25 protein-coding genes are annotated in these 24,475 nt (G+C 70.5%); 17 read left to right on the top strand and 8 right to left on the bottom strand.

Going from position 1 to position 24,475, the window contains the following annotated elements:
- Nucleotides 1-103: 103 nt before the first annotated feature.
- The 9 genes from SM418_RS32555 (at nt 104) to SM418_RS32515 (ending at nt 10,299) form a co-directional block, all read left to right on the top strand.
- Nucleotides 104-973: an alpha/beta fold hydrolase gene (locus SM418_RS32555; RefSeq protein ID WP_371945289.1), complete on the top strand. Its 870-nt coding sequence runs from the start codon at nt 104-106 to the stop codon at nt 971-973.
- Nucleotides 970-2,646 carry an FAD-binding protein gene (locus SM418_RS32550; RefSeq protein WP_371945291.1) on the top strand — a complete coding sequence of 559 codons (1,677 nt, stop codon included), beginning with the start codon at nt 970-972 and terminating at the stop codon, nt 2,644-2,646. The genes SM418_RS32555 and SM418_RS32550 overlap by 4 nt, the downstream gene beginning before the upstream one ends.
- Nucleotides 2,643-3,656: a 2Fe-2S iron-sulfur cluster-binding protein gene (locus SM418_RS32545; protein ID WP_371945293.1), complete on the top strand. Its 1,014-nt coding sequence runs from the start codon at nt 2,643-2,645 to the stop codon at nt 3,654-3,656. The genes SM418_RS32550 and SM418_RS32545 overlap by 4 nt, the downstream gene beginning before the upstream one ends.
- Nucleotides 3,657-3,677: 21 nt before the next feature.
- Complete coding sequence (locus SM418_RS32540) at nt 3,678-4,862, top strand: acyl-CoA dehydrogenase family protein (protein WP_371945295.1); 1,185 nt, start codon at nt 3,678-3,680, stop codon at nt 4,860-4,862.
- A gap of 50 nt (nt 4,863-4,912) precedes the next feature.
- On the top strand, nt 4,913-5,824 hold the full coding sequence (locus SM418_RS32535; RefSeq protein ID WP_371945297.1) for a VOC family protein: 912 nt from the start codon (nt 4,913-4,915) through the stop codon (nt 5,822-5,824).
- A gap of 6 nt (nt 5,825-5,830) precedes the next feature.
- On the top strand, nt 5,831-7,297 hold the full coding sequence (locus SM418_RS32530; protein WP_371945299.1) for an FAD-dependent oxidoreductase: 1,467 nt from the start codon (nt 5,831-5,833) through the stop codon (nt 7,295-7,297).
- Nucleotides 7,298-7,308: 11 nt separating this feature from the next.
- Nucleotides 7,309-8,190, top strand: a complete 882-nt coding sequence (locus SM418_RS32525) for an LLM class F420-dependent oxidoreductase (RefSeq protein WP_371945301.1) — start codon at nt 7,309-7,311, stop codon at nt 8,188-8,190.
- Between the two features lie 11 nt (nt 8,191-8,201).
- Nucleotides 8,202-8,651: a nuclear transport factor 2 family protein gene (locus tag SM418_RS32520; protein WP_371945303.1), complete on the top strand. Its 450-nt coding sequence runs from the start codon at nt 8,202-8,204 to the stop codon at nt 8,649-8,651.
- A 76-nt stretch (nt 8,652-8,727) separates the two neighbouring features.
- On the top strand, nt 8,728-10,299 hold the full coding sequence (locus SM418_RS32515) for an AMP-binding protein (RefSeq protein WP_371945305.1): 1,572 nt from the start codon (nt 8,728-8,730) through the stop codon (nt 10,297-10,299).
- Nucleotides 10,300-10,316: 17 nt separating this feature from the next.
- On the opposite strand, the gene SM418_RS32510 is transcribed toward SM418_RS32515, so the two are convergent.
- The 3 genes from SM418_RS32510 to SM418_RS32500 are packed head-to-tail and all read right to left on the bottom strand — an operon-like array spanning nt 10,317 to nt 11,424.
- Complete coding sequence (locus tag SM418_RS32510) at nt 10,317-10,703, bottom strand: hypothetical protein (RefSeq protein ID WP_371945307.1); 387 nt, start codon at nt 10,701-10,703, stop codon at nt 10,317-10,319.
- Nucleotides 10,700-11,110 (bottom strand): ATP-binding protein, encoded by a 411-nt coding sequence (locus tag SM418_RS32505; RefSeq protein ID WP_371945308.1) that lies wholly within the window; start codon nt 11,108-11,110, stop codon nt 10,700-10,702. Before SM418_RS32505 ends, SM418_RS32510 begins: the two co-directional genes overlap by 4 nt.
- Complete coding sequence (locus tag SM418_RS32500) at nt 11,107-11,424, bottom strand: hypothetical protein (RefSeq protein ID WP_371945310.1); 318 nt, start codon at nt 11,422-11,424, stop codon at nt 11,107-11,109. The genes SM418_RS32505 and SM418_RS32500 overlap by 4 nt, the downstream gene beginning before the upstream one ends.
- 227 nt (nt 11,425-11,651) lie before the next feature.
- Here SM418_RS32500 and SM418_RS32495 point away from each other — a divergent pair, with 227 nt between their 5' ends.
- The 6 genes from SM418_RS32495 (at nt 11,652) to SM418_RS32470 (ending at nt 17,398) form a co-directional block, all read left to right on the top strand.
- Nucleotides 11,652-12,482, top strand: a complete 831-nt coding sequence (locus tag SM418_RS32495; protein ID WP_371945312.1) for a helix-turn-helix domain-containing protein — start codon at nt 11,652-11,654, stop codon at nt 12,480-12,482.
- A 35-nt stretch (nt 12,483-12,517) separates the two neighbouring features.
- Nucleotides 12,518-12,724 carry a DUF397 domain-containing protein gene (locus SM418_RS32490; RefSeq protein ID WP_371945314.1) on the top strand — a complete coding sequence of 69 codons (207 nt, stop codon included), beginning with the start codon at nt 12,518-12,520 and terminating at the stop codon, nt 12,722-12,724.
- A gap of 82 nt (nt 12,725-12,806) precedes the next feature.
- A complete protein-coding gene (locus tag SM418_RS32485) occupies nt 12,807-13,013 on the top strand; it encodes a DUF397 domain-containing protein (RefSeq protein ID WP_371945316.1) in 207 nt (68 codons plus the stop codon).
- 291 nt (nt 13,014-13,304) lie between these two features.
- Entirely contained in the window at nt 13,305-14,753 is a 1,449-nt protein-coding gene (locus tag SM418_RS32480) for an RCC1 domain-containing protein (RefSeq protein WP_371945318.1), read from the top strand.
- 111 nt (nt 14,754-14,864) lie between these two features.
- Complete coding sequence (locus SM418_RS32475; RefSeq protein ID WP_371945320.1) at nt 14,865-16,883, top strand: AAA family ATPase; 2,019 nt, start codon at nt 14,865-14,867, stop codon at nt 16,881-16,883.
- Nucleotides 16,884-17,068: 185 nt separating this feature from the next.
- Nucleotides 17,069-17,398 (top strand): nuclear transport factor 2 family protein, encoded by a 330-nt coding sequence (locus SM418_RS32470; RefSeq protein ID WP_371945321.1) that lies wholly within the window; start codon nt 17,069-17,071, stop codon nt 17,396-17,398.
- A gap of 76 nt (nt 17,399-17,474) precedes the next feature.
- Here the strand turns inward: SM418_RS32470 and SM418_RS32465 are convergent, their stop codons facing one another.
- The gene (locus SM418_RS32465) at nt 17,475-17,867 is read right to left on the bottom strand and encodes a winged helix-turn-helix transcriptional regulator (protein ID WP_371945323.1); all 393 of its coding nucleotides are present in this window, start codon (nt 17,865-17,867) and stop codon (nt 17,475-17,477) included.
- 120 nt (nt 17,868-17,987) lie between these two features.
- Between SM418_RS32465 and SM418_RS32460 the strand changes: the two genes are divergently transcribed.
- Nucleotides 17,988-18,833, top strand: a complete 846-nt coding sequence (locus tag SM418_RS32460; RefSeq protein WP_371945325.1) for an NAD(P)H-binding protein — start codon at nt 17,988-17,990, stop codon at nt 18,831-18,833.
- Between the two features lie 97 nt (nt 18,834-18,930).
- Here the strand turns inward: SM418_RS32460 and SM418_RS32455 are convergent, their stop codons facing one another.
- Both SM418_RS32455 and SM418_RS32450 read right to left on the bottom strand, forming a co-directional pair.
- On the bottom strand, nt 18,931-20,112 hold the full coding sequence (locus SM418_RS32455) for a hypothetical protein (protein ID WP_371945327.1): 1,182 nt from the start codon (nt 20,110-20,112) through the stop codon (nt 18,931-18,933).
- Complete coding sequence (locus SM418_RS32450) at nt 20,109-20,651, bottom strand: DUF4365 domain-containing protein (protein WP_371945329.1); 543 nt, start codon at nt 20,649-20,651, stop codon at nt 20,109-20,111. Before SM418_RS32450 ends, SM418_RS32455 begins: the two co-directional genes overlap by 4 nt.
- A 215-nt stretch (nt 20,652-20,866) precedes the next feature.
- Here SM418_RS32450 and SM418_RS32445 point away from each other — a divergent pair, with 215 nt between their 5' ends.
- Nucleotides 20,867-22,507 (top strand): serine/threonine-protein kinase, encoded by a 1,641-nt coding sequence (locus SM418_RS32445; RefSeq protein ID WP_371945331.1) that lies wholly within the window; start codon nt 20,867-20,869, stop codon nt 22,505-22,507.
- 47 nt (nt 22,508-22,554) lie between these two features.
- Here the strand turns inward: SM418_RS32445 and SM418_RS32440 are convergent, their stop codons facing one another.
- Together SM418_RS32440 and SM418_RS32435 are read right to left on the bottom strand one after the other, a co-directional pair.
- Nucleotides 22,555-23,706, bottom strand: a complete 1,152-nt coding sequence (locus tag SM418_RS32440; protein WP_371945333.1) for a hypothetical protein — start codon at nt 23,704-23,706, stop codon at nt 22,555-22,557.
- A 170-nt stretch (nt 23,707-23,876) separates the two neighbouring features.
- Nucleotides 23,877-24,356, bottom strand: coding sequence for an alpha/beta fold hydrolase (locus SM418_RS32435; protein ID WP_371945335.1), 480 nt, complete (start codon nt 24,354-24,356; stop codon nt 23,877-23,879).
- Nucleotides 24,357-24,475: the final 119 nt, after the last annotated feature.

Here is a 24,475-nt window from a genome sequence, read left to right as displayed (position 1 = left end):
GGCCCTGCCCGGCCCCGCGTCCCGCTGATCGGGATCCGCCGGGTGACCTTGCCCCGACCAGAATTACGTTCCCGTCAAGCCACCGTCGAAGGACTGGGAGATCATGCCTGCCGAGCTGACTTACGAGTCGACGCTGCGGGAGCTCGCCACCGACCAGGGCGTCCTGCGCTACCACGAGGCCGGCGAGGGCCCGCCTCTGCTGCTGCTGCACGGATCCGGCCCCGGCGTGACCGGCTGGCGCAACTTCAACGGCAACCTCGCCCGGTTCGCCGAGCACTTCCGGTGCCTGGTCCTGGAGTTCCCCGGGTTCGGGGTCAGCGACCCGACGGACGCGCACCCGATGATGGCGGCCGGCGGCGCCGTGATCCGCTTCCTGGACGGCCTGAACCTCGGCCAGGTGGACGTCATCGGCAACTCCATGGGCGGCATCATCGGCACCCAGGTGGCGCTGCGGAACCCGGACCGCGTCGGACGCCTGGTCACGGTCGGCGGGATGGGCCGCAACATCTTCAGCCCCGGCCCCGGCGAGGGCATCAAGCTGCTGATGGAGTTCACCGACGAGCCGAGCCGCGAGCGCCTCGTCCGGTGGCTGCACTCGATGGTCTACAACCCGCGGATCGTCACCGAGGAGATGATCGAGGAGCGGTGGCGGCAGGCCACCGACCCCGAGACGCTCGCCGCCGCCCGCCGCATGTACGGGTCGAAGGCGATGGCGGCCAGCGCCAAGGCGATGGCGGCCTCGGACGAGCCGCCCTACTGGGCGATGCTCCACAAGCTCAAGGCCAAGACCCTCATCACCTGGGGGCGGGACGACCGGGTCAGCCCGGTCGACATGGCGCTCGTCCCGATGCGGACGATCCCGGACGTCCAGCTGAACATCTTCCCGAACTGCGGGCACTGGGTGATGATCGAGCAGAAGGCTGCGTGGGAGAGCGCCGTCCTTGCTTTTCTGACGAACAAGGAGCAGGGATGAGCGACTGGGACCACGAGTACGACCTCGTCGTCGTCGGCAGCGGCGGCGGCGGCATGACGGCCGCGCTGACCGCGCACGACGCCGGGCTGTCCGCGCTGATCGTGGAGAAGGGCAAGAAGTTCGGCGGGTCCACCGCCCTGTCGGGCGGCGGCATCTGGATCCCGAACAACCCGACGCTGAAGGCGCGCGGCCACGACGACAGCCGCGAGTCCGTCCGCCGCTACCTCGACCTGCTCACCGAGGGACGCGTCCCGGCCGCGCGGCTCGACGCCTACGTCGACAACGGCCCCGCCGCCATGGAGCTCATCGGCAGGAGCAAGTGGGTGAAGTTCTTCTGGACGAAGGGCTACGCCGACTACCACCCCGAGCTGGAGGGCGGCCGGCCGCTCGGCCGCTCCATCGAGGCCAAGCCGTTCGACACCCGCAAGCTCGGCGACGACGAGCAGTACCAGCGGCCGAACAACATGAAGGGCCCGCTCGGCCTGTGGATCACCGCGAAGGACTACCACGACCTCGCGATGGCCAAGCGCACCTGGGCGGGGCGGCGCGCGTCGCTGGTCGCGGCGTGGCGGGTCTCGTCCAACATGATCCGCCGCCGGCACATGTCGACCGGCGGCCGGGCCCTCGTCGCCCGGCTGCGGATGGCGCTGAAGGACGCCGGGGTCCCGCTCTGGCTGAAGACCGCGATGACCGAGCTGGTCACCGATGAGGACGGCCGCGTCGTCGGCATCGTCGCGGCCCAGCGCGACGGCGGCACGCTGCGCATCCGCGCCCGCAAGGGCGTCCTCCTCGCGACCGGCGGCTTCGACCACAACCAGAAGATGCGCGACGCGTACCTGCCCAAGGGAGGGCAGGAGGACTTCGCGATGGGCGCCCGCGAGAACACCGGCGACGGCATCCGCGCCGGCGAGGGCCTCGGCGCGGCGCTGGACTTCATGGACGACGCCTGGTGGATGCCCGCGGTCCGGCACCCGGCCGGCGCGGTGATCCCGCTGGTGTCCGAGCGCGCCATCCCGCGGCAGGTCATCGTGTCGCAGGACGGGAAGCGGTTCACCAACGAGGCCGCGCCCTACGTGAACTTCGTCCACGACCAGCTCGAGGGCGGCCACGTCCCGGCCTGGTTCGTGATGGACGCGAAGGCCCGCGCCCGCTACCCGTTCGCGCAGATCCTGCCGGGCGCGCCGATCCCGAAGGCGTTCTACGACGCGGGCATCGTGTTCAAGGCGGACACGCTCGCCGAGCTGGCCGGCAAGATCGGCGTCCCGGCGGACGCGCTGAGCGAGACCGTCCAGACGTTCAACGGGTACGCCCGCGCGGGCAAGGACCCGGAGTTCGGCCGCGGCGACTCCGCCTACGACCGCTACTACGGCGACCCGAAGCTGAAGAACCCGAACCTCGACCCGCTGGAGACGGCGCCGTACTACGCGTTCCGGCTGGAGGTCGGCGACCTCGGCACGAAGGGCGGCCTCGTGTCGGACGAGCACGCCCGCGTCCTCCGCGAGGACGGCACCGCCATCGAGGGCCTGTACGTGACGGGCAACTCCTCCGCGTCGGTGATGGGCAACGAGTACGCCGGGCCGGGCGCGACGATCGGCCCGTCCATCGTGTTCGGCTACATCGCCGCCAGGCACGCGGCTGGACACGCGGCTGGAAAGGCCACTGAACGGTCATGACGGCTCTGAAGGCGCGGGTGGTGGAGGTCGTCCACGAGACGGCCGACGCGCATTCGCTCGTCCTCGAACCCGCCGAGGGCGACCGGGACCGGTTCACCTACCGGCCCGGCCAGTTCCTCACCGTCCGGGTCCCGGCCGGGGACGGCTGGGCGGCCCGCTGCTACTCGCTGTGCAGCTCGCCGCTCACCGACGACCGGCTGAAGGTCACGGTGAAGCGCGTCGCGGGCGGTCTCGGGTCCAACTGGATCTGCGACAACGTCGCCTCGGGCGACGTGCTGGAGGTGCTGCGCCCGGCGGGCACGTTCACGCCGGCGTCGCTGGACGACGACCTGCTGCTCGTCGCGGGCGGCAGCGGCATCACCCCGGTGATGTCGATCCTGAAGTCGTGCCTGGCCGGCGGGAGCGGGAAGGTCGCGCTCCTGTACGCCAACCGGGACGAGCGGTCGGTGATCTTCGCGGACGAGCTGCGGGAGCTGACCGAGCGGCACCCCGAGCGGCTCACGGTCGTGCACCTGCTGGAGTCGGTGCAGGGGCTGCCGACGCCCGCCGTCCTGCGGTCCCTGGCCGCCCCCTACACCGGGCGGCAGGCGTTCGTGTGCGGGCCCGAGGTCTTCATGGACCTGGTCACGGGGACGTTCACGGACCTCGGCGTGCGCGTTCACGTCGAGCGTTTCTTCTCGCTGGAGGGCGACCCGTTCGAGGAGCCGGAGGAGGCCGCCGAGGACACGGGGGACGCCGGCGAGATCGAGGTCGAGATGGACGGCGAGACGCGCACCGTCCCGTGGCCGAAATCCGAGCGCCTCCTCGACGCGCTGCTGCGCGCCGGCGTCGACGCCCCGTTCTCCTGCCGGGAGGGTTCCTGCTCGGCCTGCGCCTGCGTGGTGCAGGAGGGCGAGGTCACCCTCGACGCCAACACGGTCCTCGACGAGCAGGATCTCGCCGACGGCCTCATCCTCGCCTGCCAGGCGAGGCCGGTCACCGACCGGCTGAAGATCACTTACGACGGCTGAACACATCACGGGAGACAGGCGATGGCGAACCGCGTGCTTGACACGATCATGGAGCGGGCGGAGCAGATCCGCGAGCTCGGCCCGGCCAACGAGGCCCTCGGCCGGCTGGACGACAAGGCCGCGTCGATCCTGCGGGAGTCCGGCGCGATCCGGCTGCTCCAGCCGAAGGAGTACGGCGGCCTGGAGGCCCACCCCCGCGAGTTCGCCGAGACAGTGATGGGGATCGCGTCCCTGGACGGCTCCACCGGCTGGATCTCCGGCATCGTCGGCGTCCACCCGTGGGAGATGGCCTACGCCGACCAGAAGGTCCGCGAGGAGATCTGGGGCGAGGACCCCGACACCTGGATCGCGTCCCCGTACGCGCCGATGGGCATCGCCCGCCCGGTGGACGGCGGCTACGTCTTCAACGGCCGCTGGCAGTTCTCCTCCGGCACCGACCACTGCGACTGGATCTTCCTCGGCGGGATGCTGGGCGACGCGGAGGGCAAGATGGCGCAGCCGCCGCGGTCGCTGCACCTCATCCTGCCCCGCTCCGACTACGAGATCGTCGAGGACTCGTGGGACGTCGCCGGGCTGAAGGGCACCGGCAGCAAGGACATCATCGTCAAGGACGCCTTCGTCCCGACGTACCGGACGCTGGAGTACAACAAGGTCGTGGACGGGTCCGCGCCGCGCGAGGCTGGGCTGACCAACCCGTCCTACCTGATGCCGTTCTCCACGGTGTTCCCGCTCGGCATCACCTCCGCCGTGATCGGCATCGCCGAGGGCGCGCTGCACCACCACCTGGCCTACCAGCGCAGCCGCGTCCAGATCACCGGCACCAGGATCAAGGACGACCCGTACGTGCTGTACGCGATCAGCGAGGCGGCCGAGGAGATCAAGGCGTCCCGGACGGCGCTGCTCGACAACTGCTCGCGCATGTACGACATGGTCGCCTCCGGGCACGTCCCGACGTTCGCCGAGCGCGCCGCCGGCCGCCGCACCCAGGTGCGCGCCGCGTGGCGGGCGGTGCAGGCGATGAACGAGATCGTGGTCCGGTCCGGCGGCAACGCGATGCGCAACGACAACCCGATCCAGCGGTTCTGGCGGGACGCGCACGTCGGCCTGGCGCACGCGATCCACGTCCCGGGCTCGGTCTACCACGTGTCCGCGCTGACGGACCTGGACATCGAGCCCCCGCAGGGCCCGATGCGGTCGATGATCTGACCGTCCTCCAGCCCGTACCCACAGCCGATCAACCGAAGGGATCCAGGACAGTGACGCAGATCCGAGGGCTGGGTTATCTCAAGGTCCAGACCCGCCACATCGACCGCTGGCGCGAGTTCGCCCTCGACGGGCTCGGGTTCGCCGAGGGCAGCGGCCCGAACCCCGACGGCCTGTACCTGCGCATGGACGAGCGCCGCTCGCGCCTCCAGGTGCTCCCCGGTGACAGCGACCGCGTGCTCGCCGTCGGCTGGGAGGTCCGCGACCAGTTCGCGCTGGCCGCCGTCCGCGAGGCCGTGGAGAAGTCCGGGACGGCCGTCACGGAGCTGACCGCCAAGGAGGCGGCGGAGCGCGACGCCGAACAGGTCATCGCGTTCACCGACCCGGGCGGCACGCCCGTCGAGGTGTTCTTCGGCCCGGTGCTCGACCACAGCCCGGTCCGCACCGCGTTCGCGCAGAAGTTCGTCACCGGCCCGATGGGCATGGGCCACGTCGTCCTGCCCACCCCCAACTTCGCCGAGACGGTCACGTTCTACAACGAGGTCCTCGGATTCCTGCCGCGCGGCGCGATGAAGGTCGGCGGCGGCGCGGTCCGGATCCGCTTCATGGGCGTCAACCAGCGACACCACAGCCTCGCGATCTGCCCGGCGCCGCACGACGGCGACCCGGGCCTCGTCCACCTGATGGTGGAGGTCGACACCCTGGACGCGGTCGGCATCGCGCTCGACACCGTCAAGGCGAAGGGCTTCTCGATCTCGTCCACGCTGGGGCGGCACACCAACGACAAGATGGTGTCGTTCTACGTCCGCGCCCCCGGCGGCTGGGACGTCGAGTACGGCTGCGAGGGCCTGCTCGTGGACGAGACGTACTACACCGCCGAGGAGATCACGAAGGACAGCTACTGGGGCCACGACTGGTCCGGGTCCGAGCCGCTGGCCGCGTTCACCCCGCAGAAGAAGGGCTGACGTCAGATGGCGAAGCCTTCGGTGGAGCCGGTCGGCGCCGCTGAGGTGGAGTTCGACCACGAGTGCGACGTGCTGGTGGTCGGTTTCGGGGCCGCCGGCGGCGCCGCGGCGTACGAGGCCGCGGCGGCGGGCGCGGACGTGCTCGTCCTGGAACGGTCAAGCGGCCCCGGCGGGACGTCCGCGCAGTCGGGCGGGGAGCTGTACCTCGGCGGCGGCACGCGGGTGCAGAAGGCGTGCGGCTTCGACGACACCCCGGACGACATGTTCGCCTTCCTCAAGGCGGCGCTCGGCCCGCATGCCGACGAGGAGAAGCTCCGGCTGTACTGCGACGAGAGCGTGGAGCACTTCGAGTGGTTCCGCGCGCGTGGGGTCCCGTTCAAGGAGAGCCTGTTCGAGGCGCCGGGCTGGATGCCCTACACCGAGGACGGCCTGATGTGGCTCGGTGAGAACGCCTGGCCGTACAACACGATCGCCCGGCCCGCGCCGCGCGGGCACCGCCCGGAGACGCCGATGTTCGCCGGGGGTGTCCTGATGGAGAAGCTGATCGCGGCCGTCGCCGAGGCGGGCGCCGCCACCCACCAGGACACCTGCGCCACGAACCTCGTCGTGGAGGACGGCCGCGTCGTCGGCGCCGTCGCGCGCAGGTTCTCCGAGCGGGTGGCCTACCGGGCGCGCAGGGGCGTCGTCCTCACCTCCGGCGGGTTCGTCGACAACGAGGAGATGCTCGCCGACCACGCCCCGGTTCTGCTCGGGCACGACAAGGTCAGCGACGGCACCAGCGACGGGTCCGCCATCCGGATGGCGACCGCGTTCGGCGCGGCGACCCGCCGTATGGCGACGGTGGAGATCGCGCTCACCGCCAACCCGGCCGTGATCTGCCGGGGCATGCTCGTGGACGGCCTCGGCCGCCGCTTCATCAACGAGGACGTCTACCCGGGACTGTTCAGCCATCAGGCCGTCCAGCACCAGCCCGGCCCCTACTGGGCGATCATCGACGAGGCCGGGCACGACGACATCGCCGAGGCCGACATGTGGGGCGTCCGGCCCACGCACGCGGCGGAGACGCTCGCGGAGCTGGAGGAGTCCCTCGGCCTGCCGCCCGGTTCGCTGGAGCAGACGGTCGAGACCTACAACCGGTTCGCGGAGAGGGGCGAGGACCCCTACTTCCACAAGGACGCCAGGTGGCTGCGTCCGCTGAAGGGGCCGTTCGCGGCGATCGACCCGCGCGACGGGTTCTTCGGAGCGGGCAGGCACGGCGCCGGGACGGGCGCCGGCGGGTTCACCCTCGGCGGCCTGGACACGACCGTGGACGGCGAGGTCCGCAACAACTCCGGCGAGCCGATCCCCGGCCTGTACGCGGCGGGGCGCACCGCCTCCGGTATCCACGGCGAGGGCTACATCAGCGGGACGTCCCTCGGCGACGGCACGTTCTTCGGCCGCCGCGCCGGGCGCGCCGCCGCTTCGAAGATCTGAGAGGTGGCTGCATGAAGTACGCCGTCCTGCTCCCCGTGGCGGCGGGCGTGACGGCCGATCCGGCATGGATCGGCGCCTACGTCCGGCACGCCGAGGCCTGCGGCTTCGAGTCGGTCGGCGCGGTCGAGCACGCGGTGGTGGCGAGCGCCTACTCCAGCGTCTACCCGTACGACACGTCGGGCCGCATGGAACTGGCGGACGACCTGGACATCCCCGACCCGCTGGACCTGCTCGCGTTCCTCGCCGGGCACACGTCCCGGATCGGGCTCGCCACCGGCGTCCTCGTCCTCCCCAACCACCACCCGGTGGTGCTGGCCAAGCGGCTCGCCACGATCGACGCGCTGTCCGGCGGGCGGCTGCGGCTGGTCGTCGGCATGGGCTGGATGCGGGAAGAGGTCGAGGCGTGCGGCGCCGATTTCGACTCGCGCGGGCGCCGGGCCGACGAGCAGTTGCAGGTGCTGCGCAAGCTGTGGGCGGACACCGCGCCTTCGGGGGCCTCGCACGACGGGGAGTTCTTCCAGTTCAAGGGTGCGATGAGCTACCCGAAGCCCGTCCAGGAGGGCGGCGTGCCGATCCATGTGGGCGGGCACACCAAGGCCGCCGCGCGGCGCGCCGGACGGTACGGGAACGGTCTCCAGCCGCTCGGCGTGGCGGGAGAAGAGCTTCAGGGGCTGGTCGCCCTGATGCGCGCGGAGGCTGAAAACAGCGGCCGTGACCCGGACGCCCTGGAGCTGACGCTCGGCCACTCGCTGTCGGCGGTCACCCCCGAGAAGGCTGCGAAGCTGGGCGATCTCGGCGCGGGCCGCCTCGTCCTGGGCGGCAAGCCGACCAAGGACCTGGACGAGGCCAAGGACGAACTGTCGGCCTGCGCCGAACGCCTGGGCCTCACATGACACTGGGTGTCGTGGACCAGATCGCCCTCGGCGATCTGGTCGCCCGGTACGCGCTGCACGCCGACCGCCGCGAGATCGAGGCGATGGCGGGCCTGTTCACCGAGGACGCGGTGCTCGTGCTGCCCGACGCCCCCGACAGGCTCGACCCGGTGCGGGTCTTCACCGGACGCGCGGAGATCGCGGCCACCCTGTCGGCGCTGGACGGCATCCCCGTCACCTTCCACGCGCTCGCCGGGCAGGTCTTCGACGTCGGCGCCGAGCCGGGCACGGCCACCGGGGAGATCGCCTGCGTCGCCCACCACCTGACCGCCCGGGAGGACGGCAAACCGTCGGACCTGGTCTGGCACTGCCGCTACACCGACACCTACCGGCTGGACGGCCAGACGTGGCGGATCGCCCGGCGCGAGCAGCGCATCGACTCGATCGAGACCCGTCCCGTCCGGAGGTGGCGCGGTGAGTGAGGGCCCCCGGGTCAGCGTGGTCACGCCCTCGCAGTCGCCCTCGCCATTGCCGTCGCACAGCGCCTAGGGAGTGCCCATGCCCGCCCTGCACGACGACCGTCCCGCCCACGAGGTCACGTTCGCCGACCTGGTGGCGGCCCGCGCGGACGACGACCGGACGGCCCTGACCTTCGGGGACGCGTCCTGGACGTGGCGCGAGGTGATCGCGGAGTCCCGGCGGCGGGCCGCGCTCCTTCCCACGACCGGTCACGTCGGCCTCTTCCTGGAGAACGGCGCGGAGCACCTGTTCTGGCTGCTGGGCGCGGCCCTCGCCGGAGTCCCGGTCGTCGAACTGAACCCGACCCGCCGCGGCGCCGAACTGGCCCGCGACGTGACCCACACCGACTGCGCGCTCCTGGTCACCGAGACGTCCCGCGCACCGCTGCTGGACGGCCTGGTGGACGTCCCGACACTGACGGCCGACACCGCCGCGTACACCGAGCGCCTGGCGACGACCCCTCCGGCGGACGTCCGCCCCGTCAGCGCGCAGACGATCTTCTCCCTGGTCTTCACCTCGGGGACGACCGCGGCCCCCAAGGCGGTGATCTGCTCCCAGGGACGGCTCGGGCGGATCGCCGTCCAGCAACGCGACCGCCGGTCCCTCACCCGCGACGACGTGTTCTACGTGGTCATGCCCATGTTCCACTCGAACGCCCTGATGGCCGGCATCGCCCCCGCCGTGGCGACGGGCGGCCGCATCGTCCTCCGCCGCAAGTTCTCCGCCTCCGGCTTCCTCCCGGACGTCCGCCGCCACGGCGTCACGTTCTTCAACTACGTGGGCAAGCCCCTCAACTACATCCTGGCCACCCCGGAGAAACCAGGCGACGCCGACAACCCCCTGCGCATCGCGTTCGGCAACGAGGCGAACGAGCGCGACATCGCCGAGTTCGCCCGCCGCTTCGGCTGCACCGTCATCGACTCCTACGGCTCCAGCGAAGGCGAGATCCGCCTGAACCGCGTCCCGGGGACGCCCAGCGGCTCCTTGGGCGTGGCGGAGCCGGGAACCCTGGTCATCAACCCGGACACCTTCCAGGAATGCCCGCCCGCCAAGTTCGACGAACACGGCACGCTGCTCAACGCCGACGAGGCCATCGGTGAGATCGTCGACACGAACGGCGCCGGCAAGTTCGAGGGCTACTACAACAACCCGGAGGCGACGGCGAAGCGCGTCCGCAACGGCTGGACATGGTCAGGCGACCTCGCCTACCGCGACACGGACGGCTACTGGTACTTCGCCGGCCGCGACGACGACTGGCTCCGCGTGGACGGCGAGAACTTCGCCGCAGCCCCCGTGGAACGCCTCCTGTCCCGCTACGAACCGTTCACAGAGGTAGCGGTCTACGCCGTCCCAGACGAGCATGTAGGCGACCAGGTAATGGCAGCAGTGGCCCTCGCCGACGGCCGCCCCTTCGACCCGGAGTCGTTCACGGCCTTCCTCAAGGCCCAACCAGACCTGGGCACCAAATGGACGCCCCGCTACATCCGCATAGTCGAGGCGCTACCCCGCACCCCCACCAACAAGGTCATCAAACGCCCCCTGCGCGCCGAATCGACCAACACGGCGGACCCCCTCTACGAACACCGCAACGGCCTCTACGAACTCCAATAAGAAGGAACCTCCGCACATCAGCCGAGGCCGTCCCCGTTGCCCTGCCGTTCGTACTCATCCCACAGGCCGAGCGACTCGATCAGCACGTCTTCGAGCTGCTCGGCCGCCGCCCGGTAAGCCTGCGCCCGCCCGGCGCACACGCCCGCGTCCCACATCCGACCCTGCCGCGACCAGACCCGCGACCGCGCGGCCTCCATCTCCGCGAGCGTCCGCCAGGCCCGTGCCTCGCCCGGCAATGCTTCGGACGCCTCGCGCACCTCCGGCCCGCCACCGGCGAAGAGGAACACCACTTCCGGGTACGGCTCCGGGAGCACCGTCCGGACGGCTTCGCGCTCGTCTCGCCCGCTCGAACAGCGGTTGCGCCAGGCCGCCCAGGCGTCGTGCAGGGCACGCAGGGCGATCATCGGACGACCTCGAACCACACGGTGTGACGTCCGTCCTCCCCGCGCAGGGTGCCCCAGCACTCGGCCAGCTCGCGCACCATGAGCAGCCCGCGCCCGCACTCGTCCCACGCGGACGCTTGCGCAGGGATCAAAGGAGACCCTTCCGAGCCGCCATCGTCCTGGATCTCCACCCGCAGCCGCCCGGACGCCAGGAGCAAGGTCACCCACACCCCGCCGCCGGGCCGTCCGCTCGCGCTGTGCCGGACGGCGTTGGTGGCGATCTCGCAGACCAGCAGGTCCACATCGCCGAGGTCGAACCCGTCCGGGTCTCGCTCCAGCACCCGCCGGACCCGAGCCCGAACCTCTCGGACGTCCAGGACACCGGCCGAGCACACCCGCTCGGTGTGGACCTCGTCCCAGACGATCACCGCGTCACCCCGGCGATCAGCTCGGCCGCCACCCGCGCCGACCTGGCCGGCGTCCGGTGCGCGGCGTCCCACAGGTACGACCACCCGCCGCCGTCCTGGACGACGAGCACCGCCAGCGACCGCCGCCGCGACAGCACAGGAACCGACAGCACCGGCTCGGCCCGCCCGTCCAGGTACAACACCGAGCCCCGTCCGAGGCTACGCAGGCACACCATCAGCCTGACCAGCAATTCGAGCCGCTGAGCCGTCTCCGGCGGCACCGGCGTCCAGTCCCCACGCCCCTCGGGAGGCGAGCAGTTGGGTAGGTTCGACATGGGTCCGACTCCTTTGCAGTCGGGTCAAGGCCCCGGAGCCGGTGCTGCAACACCGACCCGGGGCCGCTCCGTTTCCTTGCTGACCGACCGATCAGCACTGGCGTTCACCTGCGCACTCTCTGCCACCGGTGGCATGCTCTGAGTGTCGGTCGCTTGCATCAGTAAATTACAGATGCAGATTGCTAATTACAAGGGGTATGCAAATGATCGCAAGGAGTGCGCCTACCGTGAAGCGCCGCAGGCTCGCAGGCGAGCTGCGGCGGCACCGGGAGGTGTCGGGCCTCACCCTTGACGAGGTCGCCGAACGGTTGGAGTGGTCGAACGCCAAGATCAGCCGTATTGAGAACGCTCGCGTCGGCGTGCTCCCGCGTGACGTCAAGTACCTGCTCAACGTGTACGCAGTCGAAGGAGAAGCGCGGGAGGTTCTACTGACGCTGGCCCGCGAAGCTCGGCAGAAGGGCTGGTGGCACAGCTACGGCGAAGCCATCCCGCCGTGGTTCGAGGTCTACGTTGGACTGGAGTCGGACGCCGTGACCATGGATGCCTATGAGTCGGAGCACGTGCCCGGCCTGCTGCAGACGGCTGACTATGCTCGTGCTGTCTTCCAGGCCTTTCCTATCGATGACGAGGCCGAGATCGACAAGCGCGTCGCCCTCCGCATGGCTCGTACCAAGCGCCTCACCGCGCCAGGCGCCCCTAAGTTCTGGGCGATCCTCAACGAGGCAGTGATCCACCGCTGTGTCGGTGGTGCCCAGACCATGCGGTCGCAACTCAGTCACCTTCGTGAGATCGCGAAGTCACCAAACGTCACCGTCCAGGTGCTCCCGTTCGATGCAGGGGCTCACCCAGCGATGAGCGGCGCCTTCACCATCCTGGGTTTCCCCGAGTCAACGGATCCCAAGGTCGTCTTCATGGAAGGACAGACAGGCGGGCTCTATCTGGAGAAGTCGCACGAGATTGACCGGTATACCCTGGCATTCGACCACTTGCGTGCGGCGGCCCTGCGACCGAGCGACTCACAGGCGCTCATCGCCCGCATTGCCGACGGCGTGACGTGAACCACGCGACAACGGAAGACAGGGAGGTGCGGCACGTGCAGATCGTGGGCGCATCCCGCGCCAAATGGCGCAAAAGCACCCGAAGCAACGGCGCTGGTGGCAACTGTGTCGAGATCGCCGATCTCGTGGTCGGCGTCGGCGTGCGGGACAGCAAGGCTCCCGATGTCGGACACCTCACCTTCACGCGGGAAGCGTGGATGGCCTTCGCCACTCAGGTGAGGGCCGGGCGTTACAACCGGTAGGCACCGCCATGCTGGACTAGGGAGACGAGTCATGCCCATCCACCGCACGGCTGACCGTGAGGCCGCCGTAAGGAGAAGCGCGATGACCGCATCCCGTGATCTTTCGCTTGCCCATTGGCGGAAGAGCGGGCGCAGCAGTGGAAATGGTCAGTGTGTCGAGGTCGCTGACCTCGGAGCGGACATCGGCGTGCGGGACAGCAAGGCCCCGGACGCCGGCCACCTCACGTTGAGCCTCCAGGTGTGGGCTGCCTTCATGACTCAGGCGAAGGCCGGGCACTACGACGGGTAGCCGCTCAGGGCTTGGCGTTCGTGGACTGGCTCTTCACGGACCAAGGTCCACCGGGTGCGTTCACTTGCGGCATGTCGTTCTTTCCAGCGCGCTCATAAGGACAACTCGCCGCAAGTGAACGAGTGTCGACCCGGCGAACGCGTGGACGCGAACGCGGGTCCGGGCATTGTCCATCGGCGCGACCACGTTGGTGGACAGAGGATGACAGGTTTCTGAGCTGGAGAGTGGGCGGCCGATCGGCCGATCCTCGGAGCGCGGTCACCTGACGGCCGCAGTCCGAGGAGGAAGTTCGTGGAAAATGATCGGATCAGCGGGGTGCTGCGGGCCGGATGGCTCGCGGGCTTCGCGGTAATGACAGTGATCGGCGTCGGGATGGCGTTCCTCCCGCCGGTCAGCGCTGTTCCGGTACCGATACCGGCCCAGGTCCGCGAGCGGATCGACGCGGGCGTCCGGCACACTTGCGTGGTCGACGACGCCTTCGCGGTGCGGTGCTGGGGGGACAATCACGACGGCCAGCTGGGCCACGGCCGCAACGCCGAGCCGAGCCGGAGCAGGATCGGCGACAACGAGGCGCCGAGCGCGTCGGACCCTGTCGACCTGGGCGGAAAGCTCGCGTGGAAGGTGGCCACCGGGGCCCTCCACTCCTGCGCCGTCCTCGTCGACGGCGGGGTCGTCTGCTGGGGACAGAACCGCTTCGGCGCCCTCGGGTCCGGTGCCCAGGACGGGAACAACCCTTCGATCGGCGACGACGAGGCACCCGCGGACGTCCCGGTCGGCGGAGACATCCTGGTCAACCTGGGGAGGAACCGCACCGCCAAGGCGATCGCCGCGGGCGGCACCCACACGTGTGTCATCGACGACCTGGACGACGTCATGTGCTGGGGGCTTTCGAGCAAGGGCGAACTCGGCTATCCGAACACCGACGAGATCATCGGGGATGACGAAGACCCCGGCCAGGTCAACGCCGTGGAGTTGGGCCGCCGCAACGTCCGGGCGATCGCCGCGGGCGAAGACCACACCTGCGCGGTGACCGACAGCGGAGCCGTGTACTGCTGGGGCGACAACACCCACGGCCAGCTCGGGCTTCCAGATCTCACCGATCAGATCGGCGACGACGAGACGCCGCTGGAGGCCGGAGCCGTCGACCTGAACGGGATGAAGGCGGTGGACGTCACGGCGGGCCGCGCGCACACCTGCGCCACACTGGAGGACGCGACGCTCCGCTGCTGGGGCGACAACACCTACGGCGCGACCGGGCTCGGCACCCCGGTCCTCGATCTGCCCCCGGACTCCGGCCCGGTGGATCTGGGCGGGACCGAGGTCACGACGGCCGTCGCCGGATATGACCACACCTGCACCGCGCTGGCGGGCTCCGTCCACCACGTCCGGTGCTGGGGGCGCGTGGGCTGGCAGTCGAAGGACGGCCGGCTCGGCCTGCCGGACCTCGGCACGTTCGAGGACCTCGGTGACGACGAGCTGCCGTCGAGCGCCTCATGGGTCCGCCTGGACGGAGACTCCGTCGTCGCGCTCGCCGCGGGGACCGTGCACACCTGCGCCGTCACCACGGCGGGTGCGGTCCGGTGCTGGGGCGACAACGTCGACGGCGCTCTCGGGAACGCGCTCGGTGCGAGCAGCGTCATCGGTGACGACGAGACGCCCGGGGCGATCCGTCCGATCGATCTCGGCGCGACGGTCACCTGGAACCTGACCCCGACGCCGCAGTCACCGCCGACCTCCTGACCGCCCACTTCCCCGAGCCGCCGCGGACCCGACCGGGTCCGCGGCGGCCTTCCGGGGTCTGTCGCCCGGCAGGGGACGGCGCTAGCCTGAATTCTCGGCCATGGGAGTGGAATGGCGGAGAATCTCGCGTCGGTCATCGACGAGGAGCGCCGGCGGGCGTTCGTGGGGCGGACCGGCGAGCTCGCCGCCTTCACCGAGGCGCTCGGAGCCGAGACGCCACACCGGGTCCTGCTGATCCACGGCCCGGGCGGGATCGGCAAGACCATGCTGCTTCACCAGTTCCGGATGCGTGCGCTGGCCGCAGGCCGTCCGGTGGTCTCCGTCGACGGGCGGGACATCGACTGCTCACCGGAGGCCTTCCGCCAGGCGGCCGGGCACGCCGAGGGCCGCTCCGAAGCCGTCCTGCTGCTGGACGGCTACGAGTACCTCGCCGCGCTCGACACCTGGGTCCGCGAGGAGTTCCTGCCGTCGGTCCCGGCGGGCATGGTCGTCGTGCTGGCCGGGCGCGAGCCGCCCAGCCCTCAGTGGCGCAGCGATCCGGGCTGGCGCGCGCTCACCGCCTGCCGGGAACTGGCGGCCCTGAACAGCGCCGAGAGCGTCGAACTGCTGGTCCGGGCCGGGGTGGCCGCCCCGCTCACCGCGCGCCTGGCCGAGCTCGGCCGGGGCCACCCGCTCGTACTGGCGCTGCTGGCCGACGCGGCCGCGACGGGACCGCCGCCGGACGAGTTGGGCGAGGCGCCCGACCTCGTCGCGGCTCTGGTGCGACGGGTCGTCGGTGGTGTGCCCGACGAGGCACACGCCACCGGCCTGGCGGTGTGCGCGTATGCGTGGCTCACCACTGAGGACCTTCTGCGCCGCGCGGTCGGAGAGCGCGCTGCGGAGATCTGGGCCTGGCTGGAGAACCGCCCGTACATCGGCCGGGGCAGCGACGGCCTGCACGCCCACGATCTCGTACGGGACCTGCTCGCCGCCGACCTGCGGCGCCGCTCGCCCGAGGCCCACCGGCGCGTCCACCGCCTCGTCCACGACCACGCGGTCAACGGCCTGCGCCGGGCCGGTGGCGCGGACCGGTGGCTGGCCGCCCACCAGAAGGTCTTTCTGCTCCGGCGGACGCCGCTGGCGGGCCCCGTCTGGTCGCTGCCGGAATTGCGGACCGCGGCGGTGACGCCCGGACGCCAAGACGACCGTCCCGCCGTCCTGGCGCTGATCGAACGTTTCGAGGGCGTCGAGAGCGCGGCCGTCGCCGCACGATGGCTCGCCGCCCAGCCCGAGAACCTCGTCGTGGTCCGTACCTCCGCCGGCCTGGCGGGCTGTGCGTTCCAGTGCGTCTGGCCCGCCGACCCCGCCCTCCACGACGTCGATCCCGTCCTGCGCGCCGCGCTGGCGACGGCGGACCGGATCTCCCCGGCCAGGCCCGGAGAGCAGATCAGCATCGCCCGCTACGTCATCGGCCCCGACGGCCACGAGCGCGATCCCCACGCCGCCCTCGCGGCGTCGGTCATGTCGACCGTCGACTGGGCCACCCGGCCGCTGGCCTGGTCCTTCACCGCCACCACCGACCCCGACCACTGGGGCCCGATCTTCAACTACCTCGCTCTCACGACGCAGGTCACCGTCGCCTCCGCGGGCCTGTCCCACACCGTCTACGGCATCGACTGGCGCCGCCTGCCGGTCGAACGGTGGCTCGACCTCATCGCCGAACGCGAACTCACCGGCGAGACCGGCCCTGCGCCGCCCGAGCTCCTTCGCCCGGCCCCGCTCGACCGCGATCGCTTCGACCAGGCCGTCCGCCAGGCGCTCCTGCACCTGAACCGCCCCGACCAGCTGAGCGGCAACCCCCTCCTCGGCACCTCCGTGGTCGCCGACCTCACCCCCGCCTGCCTCCGCGCCACTCTCCTCACCGCCATCGACCACCTGGCCCAGGACCCCCGCTCACTTCCGCTCCGCCGCGTCCTCGACCGCACCTATCTCCACCCGGCCCCCACCCAGGAGGCCGCCGCCGAGGCCCTCCACCTCTCCTTCTCCACCTACCGTCGCCACCTGGCCAAGGCCACCACCCGCCTCACCGACATCCTGTGGTCCCAGGAACTCACCGGCACGCCACTGGACCTCGAGGCCCCTCTGCGCTGACCGACCGTCTGGGAGATCCTGTACGGCGCCGGCCCTGCACCTCCGTCCTGGTCCGCAAGCACAGGACGCGTTACCTCCCGGTCGTCAAGGGGAACCAGAAGACCCTGCACCGGCAGCTCGAACGCCTGCCGCGGCATCGGCATCTGATCCGGCACACGTCCTCAAGACGACTGGGAGGTCCGACCATGACCGAGAACGATGTCCCCGAGGCGATCCGCGAGTTCGTCGAGGCCACGAACGACGGCGACGCCGGACGGTTCGCCGCCGCCTTCACCGACGACGCCTACCTCAACGACTGGGGACGGGAGTTCCACGGCAAGAGCGGCGTCCGCGCCTGGGACCGCTCCGACAACATCGGAAAGCAGTCGCACTTCGAGATCCTCGGCGTCGAGCCCGGTGCCGCCCCGGACTCCTACGTCGTCACCATGAAGGTCACCGGTAACGGCTTCAACGGCACCAGCCCCCTGGCCTTCATCCTGCGGGACGGGCTGATCGCCGACCTGCGGATCAGCTGACGGCATCCCCCGCCACGACCTCCCGTGAGCCGCGGACGCGGCCGCCCCTCCCTGCCTTCCACGGCCGCTTCACTGATCAGTGGGCTGAGGCGTTGTCGTAGTCGCGCCGGGCCCGGTCGACCTGGTCGAGATTGGCGGCGGCCCATTCGGCGAGGTGGGCGAACAGCGGGGCGAGGCTGCGGCCGAGTTCACTGATCTCGTACTCGACTCGGGGCGGGACCTCGGGGTGGTAGGTGCGCACGACCAGGCCGTCGCGTTCGAGCTGCCGCAGACGCTGGGTCAGCACCTTCGGGGTGATCGCGCTGATGCGTCGTTGCAGTTCGACGAAGCGCTGCCGGCCGTGCTGGTTGAGGGTCCACAGGATGGGGGTGGTCCACCGGCTGAACACGATGTCGACCACCGGGGCGATCGGGCAGGCCTGCTCGGGGTCCGCCGACCCTGGCGAGGCCGTCCATGCCGAGTCGTCCATCCTGACGCCCTCCAGAGATAGTCACTTTCCTCTAGGTACCTACTATATCGAGGATGTTAGCGTCGCCTGCGTTGCGGCCAGACCGCTCGTTCGAGCGGATGAAACGTCAGGAGACCGACCATGATCGTTGTGACCGGAGCCACCGGAAACGTCGGGCGCTCGCTCGTGCGGGCGCTCGCGGCGGCGGGCGAGAAGGTGACCGCCACGTCCCGGAACATCGCGGAGGCGGACGTCCCCGCGGGCGTCGAGTTCCGCCGGGCGGACCTGGCCGACGCGGGGAGCCTGCGCCCGGTGTTCGACGGCGCCGACGCCCTGTTCCTGCATGACGGCGGCGCCAGTGCTCACACGCTGAACCTGGGCGGCATCCTCGATGCGGCCGAGGCCGGTGGCGTGGAGCGGGTGGTGCTGCTGTCATCGCTGGGAGTGGTGACGCGGCCGGACTCGGCGTCGCACGGGGTGCGGGGGCTGTCCATCGAGGGGGCCGTGCGAGGGTCGGGCCTGGACTGGACGATCCTGCGTCCCGGCAACTTCGACTCCAACACCTACGCCTGGGCTCCGTCGGTGCGTGCCGAACGGACCGTCGCCGCGCCCTTCGCCGACGTGGCCCTGCCCGCCGTCGACCCGGTCGACATCGCCGGGGTCGCCGCCGTGGCTCTGCGGGAGGACGGCCACGCCGGGCAGATCTACGAGCTGACCGGTCCCGCTCCGGTCACGCCCAGGGAGCAGGCGGAGGCGATCGGGGCGGCGCTGGGCGAGCCGATCCGGTTCGTGGAGCAGACTCCGGATCAGGCGCGGGCGCAGATGCTGAACTTCATGCCGCCGGACGTGGTGGACACGACCCTGAAGATCCTGGGCGAGCCGACTCCGGCCGAGCGGCGGGTCAGCCCCGACGTTGAGAAGGTGCTGGGCCGGGCGCCCCGTACGTATGCCGACTGGGCCCGCGCCAACATCGCCGCCTTCCGATGACCGACACTCGACGAAGCCCTGAAACGGCTCAGCCAGGGCAGTAGGACGTCCAGCGAGGGCTCGGTGTTACGATCGCAGGCGGGATACGGCGGGAAATTCAGGACTCATCCTCAAGACCCGGGATGACGGCAAAGGAAGTCAACCTGCGAAGTGACCGCCTGGTGCCTCTGATGTCCAAATCTCCCGTAGCGGTGACTTGCAGCCCATTAGCGTGCGCCCTTACGGCTTCATTGTAGTCGAGCTCTCCAAGCTCGACTCGGTATCTACGGGCTTCACCAGAATCGTCGGACACGCCCTGGATGACCGCCTCTCCTCGTCCGAAGCCGCCCTCGCGAAAGAGTCGGACGATCAGGCCGGTAACCGTGACTCCGGCTCTAGGCTGTTTGGTCCGCAGATAATCGGCGGCTTCGCCGAGGATCCGCTGTTGGCCGGGCGTGACCCGTAGGAGTGCGGGCTCTGCGGCTCCGCCGGCCAACGGTGATTTAGCGAAGCGTATGTGATAGATGTCATGGTCTGGCCCACCCAAAGAGCTCAGTGCCGCCAGTTCCGTGGCGTTGGGGGCGTCCGGGGTGAGATCCCCGAAGGAGGAGATCGGCCGGTTTCCCACGCTGACTTCCTCCGCCAAATGCTGGGCTTTCAGGGTGGCCGCCAGCATTCGGTTCGTCACTTTTCGTCCGAAAGGCTGCGGCGGAACCTCAACCAGCGCGTCCTGGCCGGGGGGAGTTGAGTCGTCCGACTCGTCCGAATATATATCTGCCAGCGGCAGGGCCAGCGACAGTATGAAGCTTCCTGGTTGAGTGGACAGCCTTGCCTGGGATGCGTATGCCTCCGCGCGCTGCGGCCGTCTCGGTGGCAGGACCAGCGAGTTGGAGTCCAGTGAAGCCGCGGAGGCCACGACGAAATTTTTGATAGCGGAAATTGCGGAATGAGCCAGCAGCAGTGGTGCCTCGCCCGGTGGGGCGTCCGGTGTCAGGCGGACGGCAACCTTATCCGCGCCGCCGAAGTTTATGTCATCGGCTATTTCTTCGGGGAGTCGCCGCTCAACGAAGGAGAGTGCCTTGAGCGCGTCGGCTATGCGATCCGAGTAGTCGCGAACGCGCTGGCTCGTCGGCAGGACGATGCGGATGTCATGCGAACCAGCGCGCCGTGGTCGCCACATGCTGGTCCGACTGTCGGTATCTTCGACAACCCAGCCGGAACCGGTAAGATAATTTGCGAGCGCCGCCAGATCCGGAACCTTCGCGGCCCCTTCTTCGGCGAGAGAATTCGCGTGACTCACGGCTGCTCCCAAATATTGATGGAAGGAACGGGAGTCGACCGTCGAATTCCGTGCGTTTTGAGCATTCTGTGCAGCCCTGACTGATCCAGGGTGTTCGCGGCGGGAAGGTGTATCGCCTGACTTGTCCTATTCCTTGAGGGATCCATGCCCTCAAGGGAAATCCATGCTCCGCGACCGCATAGGAGCGTTCCCTCGCTGTGAAGGCGCACCATCTCACCTTCCCCAGAAACGCCGATTACCGCAAGGACCCTACCAACGGCATGGTCGGCACGCCTGAGCGCATCGTACGTTTCGAGATCCAGATCGTAACCGAAGTCGCCGGACGCTAGGCGCCTCAGTTCGATCGTGGTCTTGACCTGCACGTTTACCGTTGGGTAGTACGTCCCCAGATCGGTCCCTGGATACACAAGTTGCACGTCCGCCTTCTGGAGATCCACGGTGGTCGGCCGGCCGTGGAGCAGACCACACCCGGCGGCGACCGCTTCCAGCCAGGCTTCGCCGAAGTCGCCTTGCAGGGTGTTCTGGTCTTGGTCCCGCACGAGTGCTGATTCTGCCGCATCGGGTAGCGGAGTGTGGTGTTTTGAGAACTCTGGGTTCACTGCCGCCGGTGGGACGTCAGGTGGTCCTTCACGGAGCGGGCGCTGCTGCACTGCGGTCGCTCGTGTCGCGGGTAGGCGTGAGGGGTTGCAGACACTTGCCCCGTTCCTATGGAAAGGTTCGTTTCTGATCATCGTGGGTGCGGGAGGGCGTGCGGGTGTCCAGCGAGAAACTGAAGCCGCTCCAGGCGGGCGACCCGAAGAAGGTCGGGGATTACCGGTTGCTGGCGCGGCTGGGGGCCGGCGGGATGGGCCGGGTCTACCTGGGCCGCTCGAAGGGCGGACGGCCGGTCGCGGTCAAGGTGATCCACCCGCACCTCGCCGAGGACGCGCAGTTCCGGCGGCGGTTCGAACTGGAGGTCGCGGCGGCGCGGCGCGTCGGCGGCATCCACACCGCGCAGGTGGTGGACGCCCGCGCCGAAGCCGATCCGCCCTGGCTCGTGACCGAGTACATCGCGGGGCCGTCGTTGCACGAGGCCGTCGTCGAGCACGGCGCGTTCTCCGCGGAGGCGGTCGCGGGACTCGGTGCGGGCCTGGCCGAAGGGCTGATGGCGATCCACGAGCGGGGCGTCGTCCACCGGGACCTCAAGCCCGGCAACGTGCTGCTCGCCCAGGACGGGCCGCGCATCATCGACTTCGGCATCGCCCGCGCGCTGGACGCCACCTCGCAGACCACCCGCACCAGCGTGGTCGGCACGCCCGGGTTCATGTCGCCCGAGCAGTTGCGGGGCCGCGAGGTCGGGCCCGCCAGCGACGTGTTCTGCCTGGCGGCGGTGCTGGCCTTCGCCGCCACCGGCCGGCGGCCGTTCGGCGAGGGGCCCATCGAGGCTCTCGGCTACCGCGTCGTCAACGAGGAACCCGACCTGACCGGCGTGCCGGAGTCGCTGCTCCCGCTGATCGCGTCCGGCGTGGGGAAGGACCCGGACGCCCGGCCCGGCCTCGACGCGTTCCTCGAACGCTGCTCCGCGCTCGTCCAGGGCGGTGAGGCCCCGCTGCCGGAGCCGGTCACCACGATGATCGCCACGCGGGTGGCGGAGACCGAGGTGCTGGCGCCCCCGCCGCAGGACGTGCCGGGGAGCGCCCGGCCCCTTCCGGCGCTCGGACGGCCGAAACCCCCGATGGTCGTGGCGGCGGCGGCCGTGGTGGGCGTCCTGCTGGTCGCCTTCGCCGCCTGGGCCATCGCGGGGGGCGGAGATGAGCCGACCGCACCCGCAGCCGCCCAGACCACCACTGCCGGGACGTCCCCCACTCCCCAGACGCCGCTGCCGCAGGTGTCCGACAGCGTGAGCGCGTCCGAGAGCGTCACCCCCACCCCCGATGCGACGCGCAGGGCGTTCGAGAAGATCTCGGCCGGCGACTGCCTGGACGCCTACGAGCGCCCGTCCGGCAAGTGGAGCAGGAGCAAGCCGCGCGCGGTCGGCTGCGGCCGGGCGGACGCGTACATGAAGGTGCTCAGGGTGGTCGACGACACCTCCGACTGCGTCGGCGACAACCCCGGCGATCTGGACGGGGAACTGTGGTGGAGCCATGGCGAGGAGGGGAACGAGATCGTCCTCTGCGTGCAGCGGCAGTTCCGTCCGGGCGAGTGCTTCCTCGGTACGAAAGGGGAGAAGGAGGACACGGTAGCCATCAGTAACTCCGATCTGATGACCTCGTGGCCATGCGGGGACGGCTCTCCTCCGGAGGACTACGACTTCGTCCTCCGCATCACCGCGTTCACCCGCGGCGCCTGCCCCGCCGGCGGCAGGCGGGTCGACTGGGAGATCCGCGGCCGAACCCTCTGCGTCCGCATCGTCTGAGCGGCCCGCACGGGATGGGGCTGACCCGGCCGAGGGGGACCGCTCGGTCACGGGGACGGTGCGCCGCTGTCCCGGGTGCGGGGCCTGATCCAGGTGCGCCACGACTTCGGCGGGGGCGCCGGACGGTACCGGGCGCGCGCCGTCACGGCCATGATCGCGGCTGCGGCGGCGTCGGCGACCTGCTGCGAGGTCGCCGGGCGGTGCCCGTCCGGCCCCTCGGGGGCGGGCCGCAGCTCGCCGGGGCGCCCGACGACCCGCACTCCGCTCGACGCGAGTTCGGCGAGGTCCTCCTCGGCCCACCCGCGCACCAGCTCCCGTGCGGGCTCCGGGACGGCGACCGGCCCGCCGCGCTCGCCCCGGGCCAGCAGGCCGTCCCGCAGGATCTCCTCACGGAGGGCCCGGCTCTCGAAGGTGCTCCAGCCGGCCTGGTCGAGCAGGCGGTTCAAGGCGACCAGCAGTTCGGTCTCGTCGCTGGTCAGCCCGCTGTGGGTGCGGCGCGTCCGCACGTCGGACGGCAGCCGGTCGGCGCAGCCCGGCGCCCCGACCGCCTCGGCGAACCGGTGCCACAGCAGGTCCGGAGGCGAGCCGGGGTTGACCACGACGCGGACCCGGTCCGGTCCCACCGCGGCGGCCCAGCGCCGGACCAGGCCGCCGAGGCCGAAGGCCCGCCACAGGTGCAGGTCGAGCTCCTCCTCGATCGCCTGGCGGCCGCGTTCGCGCTGCTCGGCCAGCACCGCGAAGAACTCCTCGGCCGTGGCCCCCCGGCCGTTGCGGACGTGCTGCTGCCACAGCGACGGCAGCGTCCGGTCCAGCCGGCGCGTGGTGATCACGACCTCGACGGGGGTGTCGCCGAACTCGGCGAGCAGCCGGGACACCGCCGCCGAGCGGATCGCCGACAGCGCCTCGGCGGAGAGCAGCACCGTGCCCGGCCAGGCGCGGACCTTCGCCATCAGCCGCGGCCACTTGCGCCGCTCCGCGGCGGCGTCGGCGGCCGAGACCCAGGGGTACTCGCCGCCGAGGAGCCCGCGCGTCGCCTTCTCGTGGTTCTCGATCGCGTCGGGGAGGATCTCCCGGATCGAGTCCGGGAACAGGATGCCGGCGTCGTCCGCGAGCGGCCCGGAGACGTGCCCGAGCACCTCCTGCAGGTAGGTGGTTCCGGACTTCTGCTGCCCGATGTGCAAGATCACCTTCTCGGCCATGTCCCCCCTCGACCGGGCCCGAGAGCGTCGAGGCGCGGTGTCTTCCCTGGTGATCGCACCATAGGCGGGTCGGAGGGCGGGACGAAAGAAGTGCCGGCGAAGGTTAGCGCAGGCGTTAACGCGCCATTCCCATTCCCCAGGCTTCCGTCCAGGCCGAGGTCCCGCGCTGGTCAGGGGCCGCAGGCGAAGGCGTGGATCTCGGCCCAGACCTGAGCGGGCTGTTCCTCCTGGGCGAAGTGGCCCGCGTCCCGGATGACGGCCGTCTTCAGGTTCTCGACGCCGGCCCTGCGGAAGCCCTCCGCGTAGGCGGCGATGTCGCCGCCCTCCCTGTCTCCACGCAAGTAGAGGAGGGGTGCGGACGTGGGTTCGTGGAAGGCCGCGTTGTCGGCGGCGTCCTGGGTGAAGGCACGGTAGAGGTCGAAGCCCGCGGTCAGCGCCGATTCGCTCTCGTAGGCGGACACGTGGGCGGCTCGCGACTCGGCGGTGATCCTGGACGGGTCCGCGGAGAGCACGTCGTAGAAGTAGTCGAAGTAGGCGGCCTGCCGTCCGCGGACGAGTTTCTCCGGCAGGCGCCATGACTCCGGCCAGCCGTGCAGGAGCAGGTAGGGCGACCGGACGGGTCTCCCGATTCCTCGATGTGCAGCGAGCATCCGCGCACCCGAACAATAGACATGCTTCATGTCTATCTGGGACGGGGCTCGTCCGGGGCCATCGCCCGACACGGCGGCCCAGGAGCAGGACGTCTTCCTGAAGCCCCTGAGCCGTCACG

This window comes from Actinomadura chokoriensis (assembly GCF_041463665.1).
In the GTDB taxonomy this organism is placed as follows: Bacteria; Actinomycetota; Actinomycetes; order Streptosporangiales; family Streptosporangiaceae; genus Spirillospora; species Spirillospora chokoriensis_A.
Note: the sequence above shows the minus strand (reverse complement) of the source record. Positions and strands in the feature narration are given on the sequence as shown.